The sequence below is a fragment of the Gluconobacter kondonii genome (assembly GCF_002723995.1).
GTDB classification, from domain to species: Bacteria; Pseudomonadota; Alphaproteobacteria; order Acetobacterales; family Acetobacteraceae; genus Gluconobacter; species Gluconobacter kondonii.
Genome location: NZ_BEWP01000006.1, coordinates 15,718 through 30,918, shown reverse-complemented (window position 1 = coordinate 30,918; position 15,201 = coordinate 15,718). Strand labels below are relative to the sequence as shown.

General features: G+C 59.2%; 17 protein-coding genes. 4 read left to right on the top strand and 13 right to left on the bottom strand.

Annotation, left to right across the window (positions count from 1 at the left end; genetic code table 11):
* Nucleotides 1-116: 116 nt before the first annotated feature.
* Genes GKO01_RS07940 through GKO01_RS07920 form a run of 5 tightly spaced genes read right to left on the bottom strand, consistent with a single transcriptional unit; the run spans nt 117 to nt 6,453 of the window.
* On the bottom strand, nt 117-953 hold the full coding sequence (locus tag GKO01_RS07940) for a lytic transglycosylase domain-containing protein (RefSeq protein ID WP_099286594.1): 837 nt from the start codon (nt 951-953) through the stop codon (nt 117-119).
* A 49-nt stretch (nt 954-1,002) separates the two neighbouring features.
* Nucleotides 1,003-2,784 (bottom strand): aminopeptidase P family protein, encoded by a 1,782-nt coding sequence (locus GKO01_RS07935; RefSeq protein ID WP_099286593.1) that lies wholly within the window; start codon nt 2,782-2,784, stop codon nt 1,003-1,005.
* On the bottom strand, nt 2,781-3,326 hold the full coding sequence (locus GKO01_RS07930; protein ID WP_099286592.1) for a GNAT family N-acetyltransferase: 546 nt from the start codon (nt 3,324-3,326) through the stop codon (nt 2,781-2,783). Before GKO01_RS07930 ends, GKO01_RS07935 begins: the two co-directional genes overlap by 4 nt.
* Complete coding sequence (locus GKO01_RS07925) at nt 3,326-4,231, bottom strand: 50S ribosomal protein L11 methyltransferase (protein ID WP_099286591.1); 906 nt, start codon at nt 4,229-4,231, stop codon at nt 3,326-3,328. The genes GKO01_RS07930 and GKO01_RS07925 overlap by 1 nt, the downstream gene beginning before the upstream one ends.
* Nucleotides 4,231-6,453, bottom strand: a complete 2,223-nt coding sequence (locus GKO01_RS07920) for an ATP-dependent helicase (RefSeq protein WP_099286590.1) — start codon at nt 6,451-6,453, stop codon at nt 4,231-4,233. Before GKO01_RS07920 ends, GKO01_RS07925 begins: the two co-directional genes overlap by 1 nt.
* 27 nt (nt 6,454-6,480) lie before the next feature.
* Between GKO01_RS07920 and GKO01_RS07915 the strand changes: the two genes are divergently transcribed.
* Both GKO01_RS07915 and radC read left to right on the top strand, forming a co-directional pair.
* Nucleotides 6,481-7,170 (top strand): JAB domain-containing protein, encoded by a 690-nt coding sequence (locus GKO01_RS07915; protein WP_099286589.1) that lies wholly within the window; start codon nt 6,481-6,483, stop codon nt 7,168-7,170.
* 1 nt (nt 7,171) lies between these two features.
* Nucleotides 7,172-7,918 (top strand): RadC family protein, encoded by a 747-nt coding sequence (gene radC / locus GKO01_RS07910; protein WP_244901380.1) that lies wholly within the window; start codon nt 7,172-7,174, stop codon nt 7,916-7,918.
* 4 nt (nt 7,919-7,922) lie between these two features.
* Here radC and GKO01_RS07905 read toward each other — a convergent pair whose 3' ends face one another.
* The 6 genes from GKO01_RS07905 to rpmE form a co-directional block, all read right to left on the bottom strand.
* On the bottom strand, nt 7,923-9,047 hold the full coding sequence (locus GKO01_RS07905; RefSeq protein ID WP_099286588.1) for a 5-(carboxyamino)imidazole ribonucleotide synthase: 1,125 nt from the start codon (nt 9,045-9,047) through the stop codon (nt 7,923-7,925).
* A complete protein-coding gene (gene purE / locus GKO01_RS07900) occupies nt 9,044-9,568 on the bottom strand; it encodes a 5-(carboxyamino)imidazole ribonucleotide mutase (protein WP_099286587.1) in 525 nt (174 codons plus the stop codon). The genes GKO01_RS07905 and purE overlap by 4 nt, the downstream gene beginning before the upstream one ends.
* Entirely contained in the window at nt 9,569-9,769 is a 201-nt protein-coding gene (locus tag GKO01_RS07895) for a YdcH family protein (protein ID WP_099286586.1), read from the bottom strand.
* A 119-nt stretch (nt 9,770-9,888) separates the two neighbouring features.
* Nucleotides 9,889-10,473, bottom strand: coding sequence for a DUF1013 domain-containing protein (locus GKO01_RS07890; RefSeq protein ID WP_099286585.1), 585 nt, complete (start codon nt 10,471-10,473; stop codon nt 9,889-9,891).
* A 213-nt stretch (nt 10,474-10,686) separates the two neighbouring features.
* Nucleotides 10,687-11,145, bottom strand: coding sequence for an Hsp20 family protein (locus GKO01_RS07885; protein WP_244901379.1), 459 nt, complete (start codon nt 11,143-11,145; stop codon nt 10,687-10,689).
* A gap of 156 nt (nt 11,146-11,301) precedes the next feature.
* A complete protein-coding gene (gene rpmE / locus GKO01_RS07880) occupies nt 11,302-11,529 on the bottom strand; it encodes a 50S ribosomal protein L31 (protein WP_062028708.1) in 228 nt (75 codons plus the stop codon).
* A gap of 189 nt (nt 11,530-11,718) precedes the next feature.
* Between rpmE and mscL the strand changes: the two genes are divergently transcribed.
* The gene (mscL, locus tag GKO01_RS07875; RefSeq protein ID WP_099286584.1) at nt 11,719-12,177 is read left to right on the top strand and encodes a large-conductance mechanosensitive channel protein MscL; all 459 of its coding nucleotides are present in this window, start codon (nt 11,719-11,721) and stop codon (nt 12,175-12,177) included.
* A complete protein-coding gene (locus GKO01_RS07870; protein ID WP_099286583.1) occupies nt 12,177-12,569 on the top strand; it encodes a hypothetical protein in 393 nt (130 codons plus the stop codon). The genes mscL and GKO01_RS07870 overlap by 1 nt, the downstream gene beginning before the upstream one ends.
* A gap of 37 nt (nt 12,570-12,606) precedes the next feature.
* Here the strand turns inward: GKO01_RS07870 and secF are convergent, their stop codons facing one another.
* Together secF and secD are read right to left on the bottom strand one after the other, a co-directional pair.
* Nucleotides 12,607-13,545 (bottom strand): protein translocase subunit SecF, encoded by a 939-nt coding sequence (secF, locus tag GKO01_RS07865; RefSeq protein WP_099286582.1) that lies wholly within the window; start codon nt 13,543-13,545, stop codon nt 12,607-12,609.
* Between the two features lie 5 nt (nt 13,546-13,550).
* The gene (secD, locus tag GKO01_RS07860) at nt 13,551-15,092 is read right to left on the bottom strand and encodes a protein translocase subunit SecD (protein ID WP_099286790.1); all 1,542 of its coding nucleotides are present in this window, start codon (nt 15,090-15,092) and stop codon (nt 13,551-13,553) included.
* Between the last annotated feature and the right edge of the window lie 109 nt (nt 15,093-15,201).

Genomic DNA, 15,201 nt, shown 5'->3' with positions numbered 1-15,201 from the left:
TGGGAGTATCAGCCTGCGCTCACACGCCCGATGACGACAGTGCCTCAATCACCCGATATCACTCATCCCGTCATGGAGCATATGCAGGAGCAGGGGGTGGCTGGTCCGGGTTCTGATCAGCGCTGACGCCACGCAAGCCGGACCGGCATGGCGCGGTACGACGCAAGATCCCGCCCGCCATGCACAGGCAGAGCGCTTCCGGCCTGACCGACAGCGTGGTGGATGATCCGAGGCGGTGGCGCGTAAGACACCATGTGAACAGACGGCATGACTTCCACCCGCGGCGTCGGACGTTCGGAAAATCCGGATTGCCGGTTAAGCGCAAAATAAGGTGCAGGTCGGGCGGCTGGAAGCATGGCCTGAAGACCTGACGCTGTCATAACAACCTGTGGCAGAAAATCAGGCGGCCGGTAGCTGTCGGGCCGTCCGTTCCAGATGGCCAGAACATGTCGAGCGTAATCCGCACCAAGGGCCGGGGTGAGGGAGTGATAGGCTGCCGTCGCCGCGGGCCAGCCTTGAAGCTGGTTATGCAATCCAGACAGGAAACGGGCACCGTAGCGGGCATTACTGAACGGATCGAAAGCATCTTCAAGCGAAAAAAAGGCGTCCGGATGATGATGCAGGTTGATCTGCATGCAGCCCACATCAATCGAAACGATGCCGTGCGCCTGAAAATCTCGCACCGCCGCAATGGCTTCGTCCTTGCTCTCGTAGAAATACCCTTTTCCAGCCGCATTGACGGTCCAGGGCCAGGCAACGGCCGCCGAACCATTCGGGTCCCGCCGCCCGCTCTCCACACGACTGATGGCATCTAAAAGACGAGGCGGGATTCCTGCCTGCTGTTCGGCAGCCTGCACCGCCGTTTTACAGACAGATGAAACATCAAAAGCCTTCGCAACCGGCACACCGGAGAGCGTCATGGCAGCAGCAAGAAAACGAACTTTCCCGATCATTTTTCTATCTATGATCGGGAAAGGTAAAAAAACGGTTATGTCCGCAACTTTACCGAACGAGCGGTTTGCAGACCTCCGCCAGCCACTCTGCGACTTCTGGTTCGACATGCGGCGAAACCCGCGCCTGAACCTCCGCATGATATGCATTCAGCCAGTTCAACTCGGCATCATTCAGTAGCGCTACATCAATCAACTTACGATCAATCGGCGTGTAGCTGAGGATCTCGAACTCCAGAAACGCGCCCTTGCTGCCCTTGAACGAAGACGGGCGCACCAGCATCAGGTTCTCGATCCGGATTCCATATTGCCCCGGTTCGTAATATCCCGGCTCGTTGGAAACGATCATGCCTGCTTCAAGCGCAACAGGACGCGGCGCAGGGGAGATGTTCTGCGGGCCTTCATGAACGGACAGATAACTTCCGATGCCATGTCCGGTCCCATGATCGTAGTCCATCCCAACCTGCCACAGGGCAGCGCGTGCCAGAACATCCAGCCTGTGACCGGTCGTGCCGGGCGGAAAACGAATGCGAGAGAGGGCGATATTGCCCTTCAGGACACGTGTGAATGATTCTCGCACATTGGCTGGCGGCTCCTGATCGCCGACCCAAAGCGTGCGGGTAATATCCGTCGTGCCGAACGGATACTGACCACCACTGTCGATCAGATAGACGCTGCCTGCTTCCAGAACCCGATCATGACCGACCTGCGCCCGATAATGAGGGAAAGCACCATTCGGTCCGACTGCGGAAATGGCGTCAAAGCTCTGCTCCCGATAATCATTGGAGCGGGCACGCAGGCTGTCCAGACGGGTAACTAGATCCGTCTCGTGCTGGCCGATTCCTGACACCGTCAGGGAATACAGAAAGCGGGCCATTGCAACGCCGTCATGGGCATGGGCCTGACGCGCGCCCTCCTGCTCAACACTGTTCTTGATCGCTTTTGGAAGCGTGCAAGGGTCCGTTCCGTCCACAACCGTCGCACCGCCAGCCTGAAGCGTGGTATCGAACCACACGGCCGTCGAAACCGGGTCCACGCGCACCGTTCTACCCTTAAGAGCTTCAAGACGCGTTGCCAGTTCCGCAGGGGCATGAACTGTCACACCCGAACCACAGACATCCATCACGTCTGCCGACAGACGCGCCGATGAAACGAACCATTCGGCCGTTCCGTCAGCGTGCAGGATGGCATAGCCATGTGCGACAGGAGTCAGAGGAACATCGCTGCCACGAATGTTCAGCAGCCATGCCAGCGAGGTGCAGTCTGCGATGATGGCAGCATCGTGCCCGGCCCGGCTCAGAGCCCGTCCCAGACGCAGGCGCTTGTCGGCACTGCTTTCACCAGAAAACTCCAAAGGCTGCGGCATGACCTGACTGGCAGGGGCCTCTGGACGGTCTGCCCAGGCCTGATCGATCGGATTATGCGCCAGCGCGACAAGTTCAACACCCGGCGTCTGCCATGACGCCAGCATGGACTGGCTGACCAGACGCGGATCATACCCGATTCTCAGCCCGTTCGCATGCTCCGCCAGCCAGTCAGCCAGCGGTTCCAACGAAATATGCCGACGCTCCCACAGATCATGCGGAACCTGTTCTTCCAGCTGCACCGTATAACGCCCGTCGGAAAACACGGCGGCCACGTCCGGCAGAATGGCGGCAAGACCGGCACTCCCTGTAAAGCCCGTTAGCCACGCCAGACGCTCGGCACAGGGGGCGACATACTCGCCCAGATATTCATCCCCACGCGGAATGATGAAACCGTCAACACCCAGAGCTTTGCAGGCTGCGCGAACGAGGGCAGGGCGCTCGTTGAGCGGGATGGAGGACAGGGTCATGAAAAGTCCTTTTCCACAGAAGACATATCGTCGAGGCAGAGTGTCATGAACAGCAGATCAAGCCAGCGGTCACGCTTGCGCCCCACTTGTGGGAGTATGCCGCAGGTCTGGAAGCCAAAATCGCGATGCATCGCAACGGACGCAACATTATCCGCCGTGATCCCAGCCACCATGACGTGAAATCCAGCATGTTTTGCATGCTCAATCAGAGCAAGCAGAAGAGCGCGGCCAATGCCCCGACGCTGATACAGAGGTGAAACGTAAACCGAGTGTTCAACTGTACGGGCATAGCCTTCATAAGATCTGAAAGACCCGTAAGAGCCATATCCCATCACTTCGCCAGCCGTATCGACGGCAACAAGAACGGGATATCCGTGCGCCAGCCTATCCTCGAACCACTGACGCCTCTGGTCCAGCGTAAAGGGTGTCGTGATCCAGAGCGCATCGGTGTGCTCGATGGCATCATTGGTAATCCGCAGAATTGCCGGAAGGTCGTCCTGACCGGCGCTTCGGATCACCGGTAATGCACGCGGTGGATTCATCAGGCGCGGCGGCGCAGGATCAGCGTGGCCCAGTCGCCCTCACGCAGAATACGCTCCAGCACAAGACCCTGACGCTGATGCGCTACCAGAACCATCCGCGCCTGACTATAAAGCAGCCCCGCCAGAATGGCCGTTCCGTTCGGCGCAAGATTCAGCGCCAGAGACTGCGCCATCCGACACAGCGGGCGCGCAAGGATGTTGGCGAAAACCAGATCATACGGCGCTTTGGCGCGTACGGCCTCGGTCTGCCAGCCATTACCAAAACGGCAGTCCAGCAGATTCCCCTGACCGTTCAGCCGCGCGTTGAGCTTGGCCGTCCGGACGGACCAAGGCTCGATATCGACCGCCAGAACCGGACGATGCAGCAACTTCGCCGCCGCCATGGCCAGAATGCCGGACCCACAACCCATATCCAGAATACGCTGCGGTTTGCGATACGCCACCATCTCCAGAGCCCGCAGACAGCCGCGCGTCGACCCATGCTCGCCCGAACCAAACGCAATCCCGGCATCCAGCGTAATCGTCAGGCGGGACTGGTCGGGGGCGCCATGCAGATGGGTGCCACGAATGGCAAAACGCTTGCCGACATTCTGCTGCGGAAAAGACTCATAAGTCCGGGCCAGCCAGCCTTCAGATTCGGTCGGGGTGCGTTCAAGCTCCGCTTCACAGCCGGTCAGCATCCGTGCAACTGCCAGAGCGTTTTCGAGCTCGTCTTCCTTGAAGCCCGTATCCTTCACGCCTTCCACACGCCAGTATTTCTGCGCGTCATCGGCTTCGAAAATGCCTACCGTTTCGCAGGCACACATCAGGGCCTGCTCGAACAGGGGAACGAAAGGCTCTTCAACCGTGATGGACAGGGTTTCGAGCGCACTGGCATGGCGACGGCCAATGCTGCGGGGTGCCATCACGATCTGATCTCCACAAAGTTTGACATGACGCGCTTGACGCCACCGTTTTCAAAATTGATGTGCAACTGCGGTCCGTCAGCACCGATAACCGTGCCTTCACCGAACCTGTGATGAAAAACCGTCGCCCCGATCGCAACGGTCGGCTCCGGCTTCACATCATGAAGCTTCGGGCGCGGGGCACGGAACCCTGAAGGGCGCGTGCTGGTGAGTGGCCCCGACGCGAACATGGACGGGGACGCCGCAGCCTGACGCCGCGTCTCGAACGCCTGCCCATTCATCTGGACATGTTCGGACGGAATTTCCTCGATGAAACGGCTCGGCATCGAGGACTGCCAGTTCGCATAGATCCGGCGGCTCGCTGCATGCAGCACGATGGCCCGACGTCGCGCCCGCGTCAGCCCGACATAAGCCAGTCGCCGCTCTTCCTCCAGCGCCCTGTTTCCACCTTCGTCAAGCGACCGCTGGGACGGAAACACACCTTCCTCCCAGCCCGGCAGAAACACCGTGTCAAACTCCAGCCCCTTGGCGCCGTGCAGTGTCATGAGACTGACCTTGTCGTCGGACGTCTCACTCTCCGTATCCATGACGAGCGCCACATGCTCCAGAAAGCCCTGAAGCGTTCCGAATTCGCCAATCGCGCGCAGAAGTTCGCGGATATTGTCCAAACGGCCCGGAGCCTCGACGGAACGGTCGTCCCGCCACATCTGAAGATAACCGCTGTCTTCAAGAAGCTGTTCAGCCGCAACGACGTGACCTTCAGTCTCCAACGTGGCCTTGGCCCGCTGGAACGCGGCCATCAGCCCGTCCAACGCCTCTTTCGATTTACCTTTGAGCAGTCCTTCCTGAATCTGCCAACTCACTGCCGCCGTCAGCGGGCCGGGGAGGGCGCGTGCCTGAACATGCAGCTTCTGCACCGCCACCGCACCCACACCACGCTTGGGCACATTGATGATCCGCTCGAACGCCAAATCATCCGCAGGCTGCGACAGGACGCGCAGATAGGCCAGACAATCCCGGATCTCAGCACGTTCGTAAAATCGCAGCCCGCCCACAACGCGATACGGAATCCCGATCAGCATCAGCCGCTCTTCAAACGGTCGCGTCTGGAACCCGGCCCGCATCAGGATGGCGATTTCAGAAAGCGGGTGCCCGTCAGCGCGCAGACGCTCAATCGCCCCACTTACGATTCGCGCTTCCTCATCCGAATCACGAACACCGATGATCTGGACCTTCTCGCCATCCGCGTCTTCGCGGCCTGGACGCAGCGTCTTGCCAAGCCGCCCCTCATTATGGGCGATCAGGCCAGCGGCGGCCGCGAGGATCTGTGCTGTGGAGCGGTAATTGCGTTCCAGACGCACCACTTCAGCTCCGGGAAAATCTTTTTCGAATCGCAGGATGTTTTCAACTTCCGCTCCACGCCAGGAATAGATGGACTGATCGTCGTCCCCCACGCAGGCAATGTTGGACGGTCCATGCTCGCGTTTGGCCAGCAGACGCAGCCACAGATACTGAACGGTATTGGTATCCTGATACTCGTCCACGAGAATATAGCGGAAAATTCGGTGATACTGCGCCAGAACATTCGGCTGGTTCCGCAGAATCTCCGTCATATGCAACATCAGATCGCCGAAATCGCACGTATTGAGCGCAATCAGACGCTCCTGATATGCCCGGTAAATCGCCAGCGCATGCCCATTCGCAAAATCTGTATCCTCAGCCGGTGTCACCCGGTCGGGCGTCAGTCCGCGATCTTTCCAGCGCTGGATGATGCCCATGAGCTGGTTCGGCGGCCAGCGTTTGGTATCGATCTTCCACGGCTCCATGATCTGCTTGAGCAGGCGGATCTGATCGTCTGTATCGAGAATATTGAAGCTGCTGGTCAGACCAACATATTCCGCATGACGCCGCAGCATCCGCGCACAGATTGCATGAAACGTCCCGAGCCACAGCCCTTCCGCAGGCTCACCCAGAATCGCGCTGACACGTTCGCGCATTTCGCGAGCGGCCTTGTTCGTGAAGGTCACGGCCAGAATCTGGCTCGGATAAGCACGTCCGGTCAGGAGAATATGTGCAAAGCGCGTCGTCAGAACGCGCGTTTTGCCCGTTCCCGCACCCGCGAGAATGAGGAGCGGGCCTTCGGTCGTCTCGATGGCGCGTCTCTGCTCCGGGTTCAGGCGGGAGAGATATTCTGGTGTGGGGGAAGGGAGGTCTTGCGGCACCCTCCCGATATAGAGTGAGATACCGTCATGGCCAACACCTATCCCAGGATCGATCTGACACGCGGCACCGGTCCACAGGGACATCGGGCCAGAATGCGCGCGCGCGTACTGAACACGGGTGCAAGCACGCTGGCAGACTATGAAATTCTGGAAATGCTTCTTTTTGCCGGTGTACCGCGCAAGGACACGAAGCCGCTCGCCAAAGGGCTGATCGGACATTTCGGCAGTCTGGTCGAGGTCTTTCGCGCTCCAACGCAGGCCTTACGGGCAGCGGGCCTGAAAGACGACGCCATCCGTGTCCTGCGCCTCCCCGGCGTTGCGGCGGAACGGCTGGCGTCTTCGGAGCAGCGCGAACGTCCGACACTGAGCAACTGGGATCAGCTCGTAACCTATCTCGATCAGGCGCTTGAAGGCGGCATCCCGGGACAGTTCCGGCTGCTATATCTCGACAACCGCAACCGTCTTCTAGCGGACGAAACAGCGCCCGACGCCGATACGCCGACCGAACGCAACCGCGCCATTGCCATCCGGGCGCTCGCATTGCACGCAACGGCCCTAATCGGGTTCTACGTCCGCCCGACAGAACGTCCCGCAGATCTGTCACAGGCGGCCAGACAGCTGGATTTTGCAATGCGCCCCCTGTCCATCACGCTGCATGACGTGCTCGTCACAGGAAACGGACTACCATCCAGCCTGCGTCAGGAAGGATTGCTATAGGATGGACAGTGAAACGAGCGGCTTCTCGGATGGCATGACGGGCCTGTCATCGGCCGATCTGAGACAGATCACAGCCCTGACCGAGGCCCCTTCGAAACTAGAACCGCCACTCGCCCTTCTGACGGGCCGGGGGCGCCATCTCGATGATGCGACCCTGCTGCATCTGATGACCGCCCTGTTCACAGGACGTGAGGAGGGCAGCGCCGAACTTTCACATACGCTCTCTACGCGTTTCGGGTCACTGGCCGCAGTTCTTTCCGCCAGCAGCCGCGAACTTGAAAGCATCACGAATATGGGCACGCACATGGTGCCGATGATCCGCCTCCTTCAGGAAGCAGCCCTGCGCTACAACAGGGCGCGCCTTCCACCTGAAGATGTTCTTGATAGCGAACAGAAGCTGCTCGATTACCTCACGGCCCGTCTGGCCCGGGAAAATATCGAGCAGTTCCGGATCCTGTTTCTGAACGAGAAGAACAGCCTGATCGCCGACGAAGCTCAGGCCAGAGGTACCGTAAACCACACGCCCGTCTATCCGCGCGAGGTTGCCAGACGCGCCGTAGAAGTCGGGGCGAGTGCTCTGGTTCTGGTCCATAATCATCCGAGTGGCGACCCCACCCCCTCAGAAGCCGATCTTCAGATGACCATGCAGGTTCAAGCCGCGCTGGATGTCGTCGGCGTCACGATTGCGGACCATTTCATCATCGGCAACGGCCGCCACACCAGTTTCCGGCGCAGCAACCTGCTCTGAACCTTCACCCCCGAGGCGGCAGAAGTCCTTCGAGGGCCAGTTCTCCAGGAAGAGCGCCACGCGGAAAAATGGTGTTCACATGACCCATTTTTCGGCCCTCACGCGCCTCCGACTTGCCATACAGATGGAGCGACGCCCCATCCGTAGCCAGAATGGCCGGAACCCGCGCCATGTCCTCCGGGCCGATCAGATTGTGCATAACCGCATCGGAATGGCGACGCGCAGGAGGGAGCGGCAGCCCCGTAACCGCACGAATATGCATCTCAAACTGATCTACCAGACACGCATCCATGGTCCAGTGACCGGAATTGTGCGGACGGGGTGCAATCTCGTTCACCATGAGGCTTCCATCAGCCGCATGGAACATTTCCACGCCCATAATCCCGACCAACCCCAGCGCTTCTGCGATCTGTGCCGCCATATCCTGCGCCTGTCGGGCAATATCAGGCATGACGCGGGCAGGAGCGAGCGTCACATCCAGAATGCCGTTCCGATGGCGATTTTCGACCGTATCGAAACAGCGCACGGTCCCGTCCAGAGCCCGCACAACCATCACACTGAGCTCACGCTCGAAGTCGATCATCTTCTCCGCAACGAGCGGGTAGGGCAGATCGTTCAAGGCGGTCAAAGCTTCGGCATCCGGCACGCGGAACTGACCCTTGCCATCGTAACCAAAGCGCGTGGTCTTGAGAATCAGCGGAAAACCCAGCGTTTCCAGCCCAGACAAATCTTCCGGACCATTAACCGCACGCCAAGGCGCAAGACTGACACCAATTTCGGAAAGACGCGTCTTTTCAGCAATCCGATCCTGACTGATCCGAAGAATGTCGCCTCCCGGGCGTACCGGACGGCGTTTTTCCAGAAGCGCCAGACCCTCGGCATTGATATTCTCGAATTCGAACGTCACCACATCGCAACGCGAGGCAAAATCCTCAAGCGTGACAGGGTCGTCATAGGCCCCAACAGTAACGGAAGCAGCGACTTCTGTGGCCGGGCTCGGGAATTCCGGGCTCAGAACATGCACATGATAGCCGAGTTTTGATGCAGCGACGGCAGACATGCGACCAAGCTGTCCACCGCCAATAATCCCGATCGTACTGCCGGGCGCAAAAATGTCCTGTGTGTTCATTCGACAGGAACGTCCGCCACCGCAGCCGTCTGCGTCGCCCGCCAGGCATCCAGACGCGCCATGACCTGCCCATCGGAAACCGAGAGGATCGACGCTGCCAGAAGCCCCGCATTGATCGCACCAGCCTTGCCGATCGCCAGCGTACCCACCGGGACGCCACCGGGCATCTGCACGATGGAAAGCAGACTGTCCTGACCATTCAGCGCCCGACTCTGGACTGGAACGCCAAGCACAGGAACACTCGTCCATGCCGCGCACATTCCCGGAAGATGTGCAGCCCCGCCAGCGCCCGCAATAATGACATGCAACCCACGCCGACGCGCCGTCTTGGCGTATTCCACCAGACGGTCAGGAGTGCGGTGTGCAGACACAATCCGTCGCTCATGGGCAATGCCCAGATCGTCAAGGATGTCGCAGGCATGGCGCATGGTATCCCAGTCGGACTGGCTTCCCATGATAACGCCAACGCGGATCGGCATGTCACCCTGAAGGGTTTCGTCGGCGGAGAGGATCTGGCTCATTCAGGCAATATTATCCGGGATGAGACGAGTCTCGATCCACGAAATCTCATCTTTAAGCTGAAGCTTGCGCTTTTTGAGGCGATGAAGCTGAAGCTGGTTGAGGGGATGATGGACGAGACGCTCGATGACGGTATCCAGATCGCGATGCTCGCTGCGCAGTTCGTGCAGACGTTTCAGCATGGCATTGTCGTCAGTCATCATGGCATCCGGTCCCGGAGAACAGTCAGGCATTGTGGAGAGACTGATTCTTTCCACTCTCTCCAATGCAGTATCATGCCTGAAGGGCACCGGACCAGTACCCGTCAGGCATTCATCCCGGATCAGGCGTGACTGTCGCTGTCCGGCACATAGGCTTCCACGATCGGCAGGGCATGACCCTCGCGCGCCAGACGGTCATTCGCAGCCGTGACGGCAGCATGAAGATCGGTCTGGGTGCACAGACCAAGGATCACCGGGTCGCGCGGCTTGATGTTGGCGCTGTTCCAATGCTGGCGATCACGGACCTTGATGATGGTATCCTTGGTCGTGCCAAGCAGCTTGACGATCTGGGCCTCGGAAAGCTGCGGGAACTGGCGCAGAACGAACGCAATGGCATCCGGACGGTCATTGCGCTTGGCAACCGGCGTATAGCGCGCACCCTTGGCGCGACGCTTCACAGGGCTGGCCGTCGGCATGATCTTCAGGCGTGCGTTGGTATCTTTTTCGCAGCGCTTGATTTCGGCTTCGGCAAGCTGGTGGTTCTTGACCGGGTCGTAGCCGTTGATTCCGGCCGCAACTTCGCCGTCTGCAATCGCCTGAACTTCAAGCGGGTGCATGCCACAGAATTCTGCAATCTGGGTGAAGGTCAGGCCGGTTTTTTCGATCAGCCAGACGGCCGTCGCCTTGGGCATCAAAGGCAGGGTCATGTCGATGCGTTCCTTGCTGGGACACGGAGGGAGCCAGCTTCCGCAGGCACCGATCAGGCGTATCCGGCGAGGAAACAATCCCGCCCGGGATATGATCGCGGCACCTGCTGGATGCTCTGCGATAATGTAAACGGGTATGGGGCACCAGAGCCGCGATGGTCAAGCACCAAAACGGAGAGGCGCGCTTTTAATAAGGCACGCCTCTCCTGTAGCTTATGCTGTGTAAATAGTTCCTACCGGCGCGGTCTGCCCCGTTCCGCTCCGAACCGGAATACGGCGCGGCCTAGCAGCCTCCGGCACAACCTGCCGAACCATGATGGATAGCAGGCCATTCACCAGATCCGCCTGATCAATTTCCGTATGATCAGCCAGCACGAAACGACGCTCGAAAGCCCGCGTGGCGATGCCGCGATGCAGCCATTCCCGGTCACGGCTGTTTTCCGGAACGCTGCCACGCACGACAAGCGTGTTGTCTTCCTGAACAACATCAACATCTTCAGGCCGAAAGCCCGCAAGAGCCATCGTCAGGACGTAGTTCGTCTCACCGGTTTTTTCGATATTGTAGGGGGGATAGCTTGGAAGGGCCTGAGCATTGGCAACATTGCCAGCCATCGTGGCCAGTCGGTCGAAACCGATCGCGCTGCGAAACAGCGGTGTAAAGTCGTAAGTCACTGAAACCTCCTTCTGGCAGGAATCATCTGGCGCATTTCCCGATATGGCAAAATGCTGTGGTCAAACCAGCCACGACCCGAACGGCATCGCGGCTGATTCTCCAGATAGGTTCTGACCTGTCCGCCTTCAAGAGGAGGCGGGAGGAGGGGCGCCGAATTACTTCGTGCGCGTACCAATGCCTGCAAAGCGCTTGTTGAACTTTGCAACCTGGCCTCCGGTATCCATCATACGCTGGACGCCCGTCCAGGCCGGATGGGACTTCGGATCAACGTCGAGACGCAGCGTCGCGCCCGGCTCACCGTAGCAGGAATGCGTCTTGTATTCGGTCCCGTCGGTCATGATGACGGTGATCTCGTGGTAGTCAGGATGGATGCCGGATTTCATGAATATCTACTCCATAAAGAAAGCTCCGATGCCGACCGGAGCGAATCATCAGGCGCGTATAACGGAAACCGCCTCCAGATGAAAGTAGCCTTTACTGGATCATGTGAGTCCGTTTATCCCTTGCAATGAAAGCGGGCTCGAATGTCAGGCCTGCAACCGTGACATCACGGATCTCAAGAAAGGTTTGATATGAGCGAGACCAAACACGCCCTGCACGCCCCGGGCTGGATGAGCGATTTTCAGAAGTTCATCATGCGCGGCAATGTTCTCGACCTCGCCGTCGGTGTCGTGATCGGTGCGTCGTTCAGTGCGATTGTCGGCAGCGCGGTCAAGGATATCATGACGCCGTTTATCGGTCTGCTCACAGGTGGCGTCGACTTCTCGAACCTGTTCATCACCCTCAAGGGACCGGTAAAGGACACACTCGCCGAAGCCCAGAAGGCTGGCGCAGTGACCGTGAATATCGGTCTGTTCCTCAATTCCGTGATCCAGTTCCTGATCGTTGCGTTCTTCATCTTCTGGCTGACCCGCATCCTCAGCAAACTGAGCCGCAAGCAGGCAGAAGCGCCCGCCGCTCCACCAGCACCAACCAAAGAAGAAGTTCTCCTCACGGAAATCCGCGACCTGCTGGCCCAGAAAAACTCCTGATGACACCCCAGAAAGCCTCACGTTCCGTAGTCTGGCGCTCTGCGACGGCTCTGCTTGTAGCGGGGGGCTTTCTGGCCGGATGCGCGGCACGCCCTGAAATGACGGGACTGCCGCCATCCCCCAATTCCCGGCTTTATGCGTATCTGATCGCGCATGGCATGGCGCGGGGAGCTGTCATGACCGGGCAGATCAGTCCCGATGGACTGACCCGACTGGTCACTCTGGACAAGGCCGCACAACAAGCAACCCTGAACGCCCTGAAGCTGCAAAGTTCATCTGCGAACCGTCAGGCCGATCAGGCGCTCTCCAACCTTCTCGCGGACCTTCCGCAGAAAACTCCTCTCAGGATGACCCATCCGTCAGAGCAGGCACAAAAAAACCGGCTCCCCTAAGGGACGCCGGTTTTTTTGTGTTCGAGCGCAGACCGTATCAACCTGCGTCCGTCTCTTTGCGCAACCGCTTCTCGCCCATCAGAAGCAGAAGCGGCGCTGCGATGAAGATGGACGAGGACGTTCCTACGACGATCCCGAACAGCATGACCGTGGCAAAGCCGGTCAGAGTGCTTCCTCCGAACAGTGCCAGGGGCAGGGCTGCCAGAAAGACCGTCATAGACGTACCAAGTGTCCGGTTCAGGGTTTCGTTGATGGACAGATCCAGCAACTCCCGCAGCGGCATCGTCCGATACTTGCGCAGGTTTTCCCGGATGCGGTCGTAAACGACAACCTTGTCGTTCGTGGAATAGCCCAGGATCGTCAGAAGAGCCGCAACCATCACCAGATCGAATTCAAAACGCGTGATGGCCAGAAAACCGATCGTTTTGGTCAGATCCAGAATAAGCGTCACCACAGCACTGATGGCGAACTCACGCTCGAAACGCACCCAGATATAGACCAGAATCATCGCAAGGCTGAAGCCAAGCGCCAGCAGGCCGTCGCGGAACAGTTCAGACGATACTGAAGCCCCCACGGCATCAGCACGCAGAACCTGCGTGCCCGGTTCAGCAGCCGATATGGCGTTCTTGACGCCGTCGACCAGCTTCTGGGTCTGCGCTTCGCGATCCGCACCTTCGGGAGCGTTGATCGAAATTCGAACATCGCGCGGCGACCCGAACGCCTGAACTGCGTCCGGATGAATACCGGCATGGTCCAGCGCGGCGCGGAGCTTGCCGAAATCGGCAGGGCCGGGGGTCTGGGCTTCCACGATGATGCCACCACGGAAATCCAGCCCAAGCTTCAGACCGGGCTGGAAGAACAGGATGACGGAAGCAATGGAGAGGACCGCCGAAACGATCAGCCCCATGTGACGGCCGCGCATGAAATTGATGCGCTGATCGTCACGGACAAAACGGAAAAGAGGACGTGACAGCATGACGATCAGACCGGAAGTTCTTTGGGACGGGCGAGGGCGTACCACCGCACGACCAGAAGGCGTGACAGCAGGAGGGTCGTGAAGAGGGTCGTGACGATACCGATGGTGATCGTCAGGGCAAAGTTGCGCACCGGCCCTGTTCCGAACACGAACAGCATGACATGCGCCAGAAATGCCGTGGCGTTACTGTCGATGATCGTGCCGGTCGCGCGGTCGAAACCTGCCTGCAGAGCCTGAAGCGGACCCCGGCCGCGCTTCACTTCCTCGCGGATACGCTCGTTGATCAGGATGTTGGCATCAACGGCCATACCCAAAGTCAGCAGCATACCGGCCATACCCGGCAGGGTCAGCGTCGCCTGAAACAGCGACAGGATCCCAACCATCAGGATCAGGTTCGCAAACAGCGCGATATCGGCATACAGACCGAAACGCCCGTAAAACAGCACCATAAACACGATGACCAGAAGCAGACCGGTCAGCAGGCTGATGATACCGGCACGAATGGACGCAGCACCAAGGCTCGGGCCGATCGTGCGCTGTTCAACCACCGACAGCGGAGCAGGCAGCGCACCGGCGCGCAGTAGCAATGCCAGATCCGACGCACTGCGCGCATTAAAGCCACCCGTGATCTGACCGTTTCCAGCCGTGATCGGGCTGATGATGTTCGGGGCCTCAATAACCTTGTTGTCCAGAACGATCGCAAAGCGCTTGCCAACATTGGCCCGTGTGACGTTCGCAAACGCCGTCGCACCCGCGCTGTTGAGCTGGAACGTCACCGCCCAGCCACCACTCTGCTGATCGATTACCGCACCGGCATTCGTCAGATCCGTGCCGTCAACGTCAACATGATCCTGAACCGCGACCTGTGTATGCATGCTCTCGTCTTCCAGCATCGTCGAGCCGGGGCTCGCAACGCTCGGGTTCGGAGCGAGCAGGCGGAACGTCAGGCGCGCCGTCGTACCCAGCAGGCTCTTGATCCGCTCGGGATCGCTGACCCCCGGGAGCTCGACAACAATCCGGTCGTCGCCTTCACGCGCAATGCTCGGATCAATCGCACCCGTGGCATCAATACGACGGCGAACGATCTCAATGGACTGCGCCACAGCTTCACGGGCCCGAGCCAACATCGCCTCATGCTGAAGTGTCAGAACGATCCGCCCGTCTTTTTCAGACGTCGTGAATTCGTTCGGCACCACAGGCGGCAGGGACTGCATGGCCTTGAACGCTGCATCACGCTCGGCATCCGAACGCGGCATAAAGCTCAGGCTTGCGGTCGCATCATCACGGACGAAATCCCGGTATCCGAGAGAGTGATCCAGAAGGGTCTGGCGCACCTGATCCTGAAGGGATTGCAGACGATCATGCTCAAGGGATTTCAGATCGAGCTGAAGGAGAAGGTAGGACCCACCCCGCAGATCGAGCCCCAGATGGATCTGCCGCCAGGGCAGGGACGGTGCGGGAGAACGCAGGAAATTGGGCAGACACAGGAGCACGCCAATCAGGCAGATGCCTGCGACGCCCAGCAGTCTGAGCCGGCTATAATACATCATATCAGGTCGAGACGTCCTCGGCGGATTTGGACAGATCGTTTTTCAGATCATTTTCTGGCCGGGACCATGCCGTTTCCGCCATGCCGATGCAACCTTTTGCCTGTTT

Bases quoted from the DNA above. Each gene is read 5' to 3' on its own strand.
- GKO01_RS07915 (WP_099286589.1), top strand. From the start codon at position 6,481: ATGGCCAACACCTATCCCAGGATCGATCTGACACGCGGCACCGGTCCA.
- GKO01_RS07905 (WP_099286588.1), bottom strand. From the start codon at position 9,047: ATGAACACACAGGACATTTTTGCGCCCGGCAGTACGATCGGGATTATT.
- secF (WP_099286582.1), bottom strand. From the start codon at position 13,545: ATGCTGTCACGTCCTCTTTTCCGTTTTGTCCGTGACGATCAGCGCATC.
- secD (WP_099286790.1), bottom strand. From the start codon at position 15,092: ATGTATTATAGCCGGCTCAGACTGCTGGGCGTCGCAGGCATCTGCCTG.
- GKO01_RS07890 (WP_099286585.1), bottom strand. From the start codon at position 10,473: ATGACCCTGCCTTTGATGCCCAAGGCGACGGCCGTCTGGCTGATCGAA.
- GKO01_RS07925 (WP_099286591.1), bottom strand. From the start codon at position 4,231: ATGGCACCCCGCAGCATTGGCCGTCGCCATGCCAGTGCGCTCGAAACC.
- rpmE (WP_062028708.1), bottom strand. From the start codon at position 11,529: ATGAAATCCGGCATCCATCCTGACTACCACGAGATCACCGTCATCATG.
- radC (WP_244901380.1), top strand. From the start codon at position 7,172: ATGGACAGTGAAACGAGCGGCTTCTCGGATGGCATGACGGGCCTGTCA.
- GKO01_RS07940 (WP_099286594.1), bottom strand. From the start codon at position 953: ATGATCGGGAAAGTTCGTTTTCTTGCTGCTGCCATGACGCTCTCCGGT.
- purE (WP_099286587.1), bottom strand. From the start codon at position 9,568: ATGAGCCAGATCCTCTCCGCCGACGAAACCCTTCAGGGTGACATGCCG.
- GKO01_RS07930 (WP_099286592.1), bottom strand. From the start codon at position 3,326: ATGAATCCACCGCGTGCATTACCGGTGATCCGAAGCGCCGGTCAGGAC.
- mscL (WP_099286584.1), top strand. From the start codon at position 11,719: ATGAGCGAGACCAAACACGCCCTGCACGCCCCGGGCTGGATGAGCGAT.
- GKO01_RS07870 (WP_099286583.1), top strand. From the start codon at position 12,177: ATGACACCCCAGAAAGCCTCACGTTCCGTAGTCTGGCGCTCTGCGACG.
- GKO01_RS07895 (WP_099286586.1), bottom strand. From the start codon at position 9,769: ATGATGACTGACGACAATGCCATGCTGAAACGTCTGCACGAACTGCGC.
- GKO01_RS07935 (WP_099286593.1), bottom strand. From the start codon at position 2,784: ATGACCCTGTCCTCCATCCCGCTCAACGAGCGCCCTGCCCTCGTTCGC.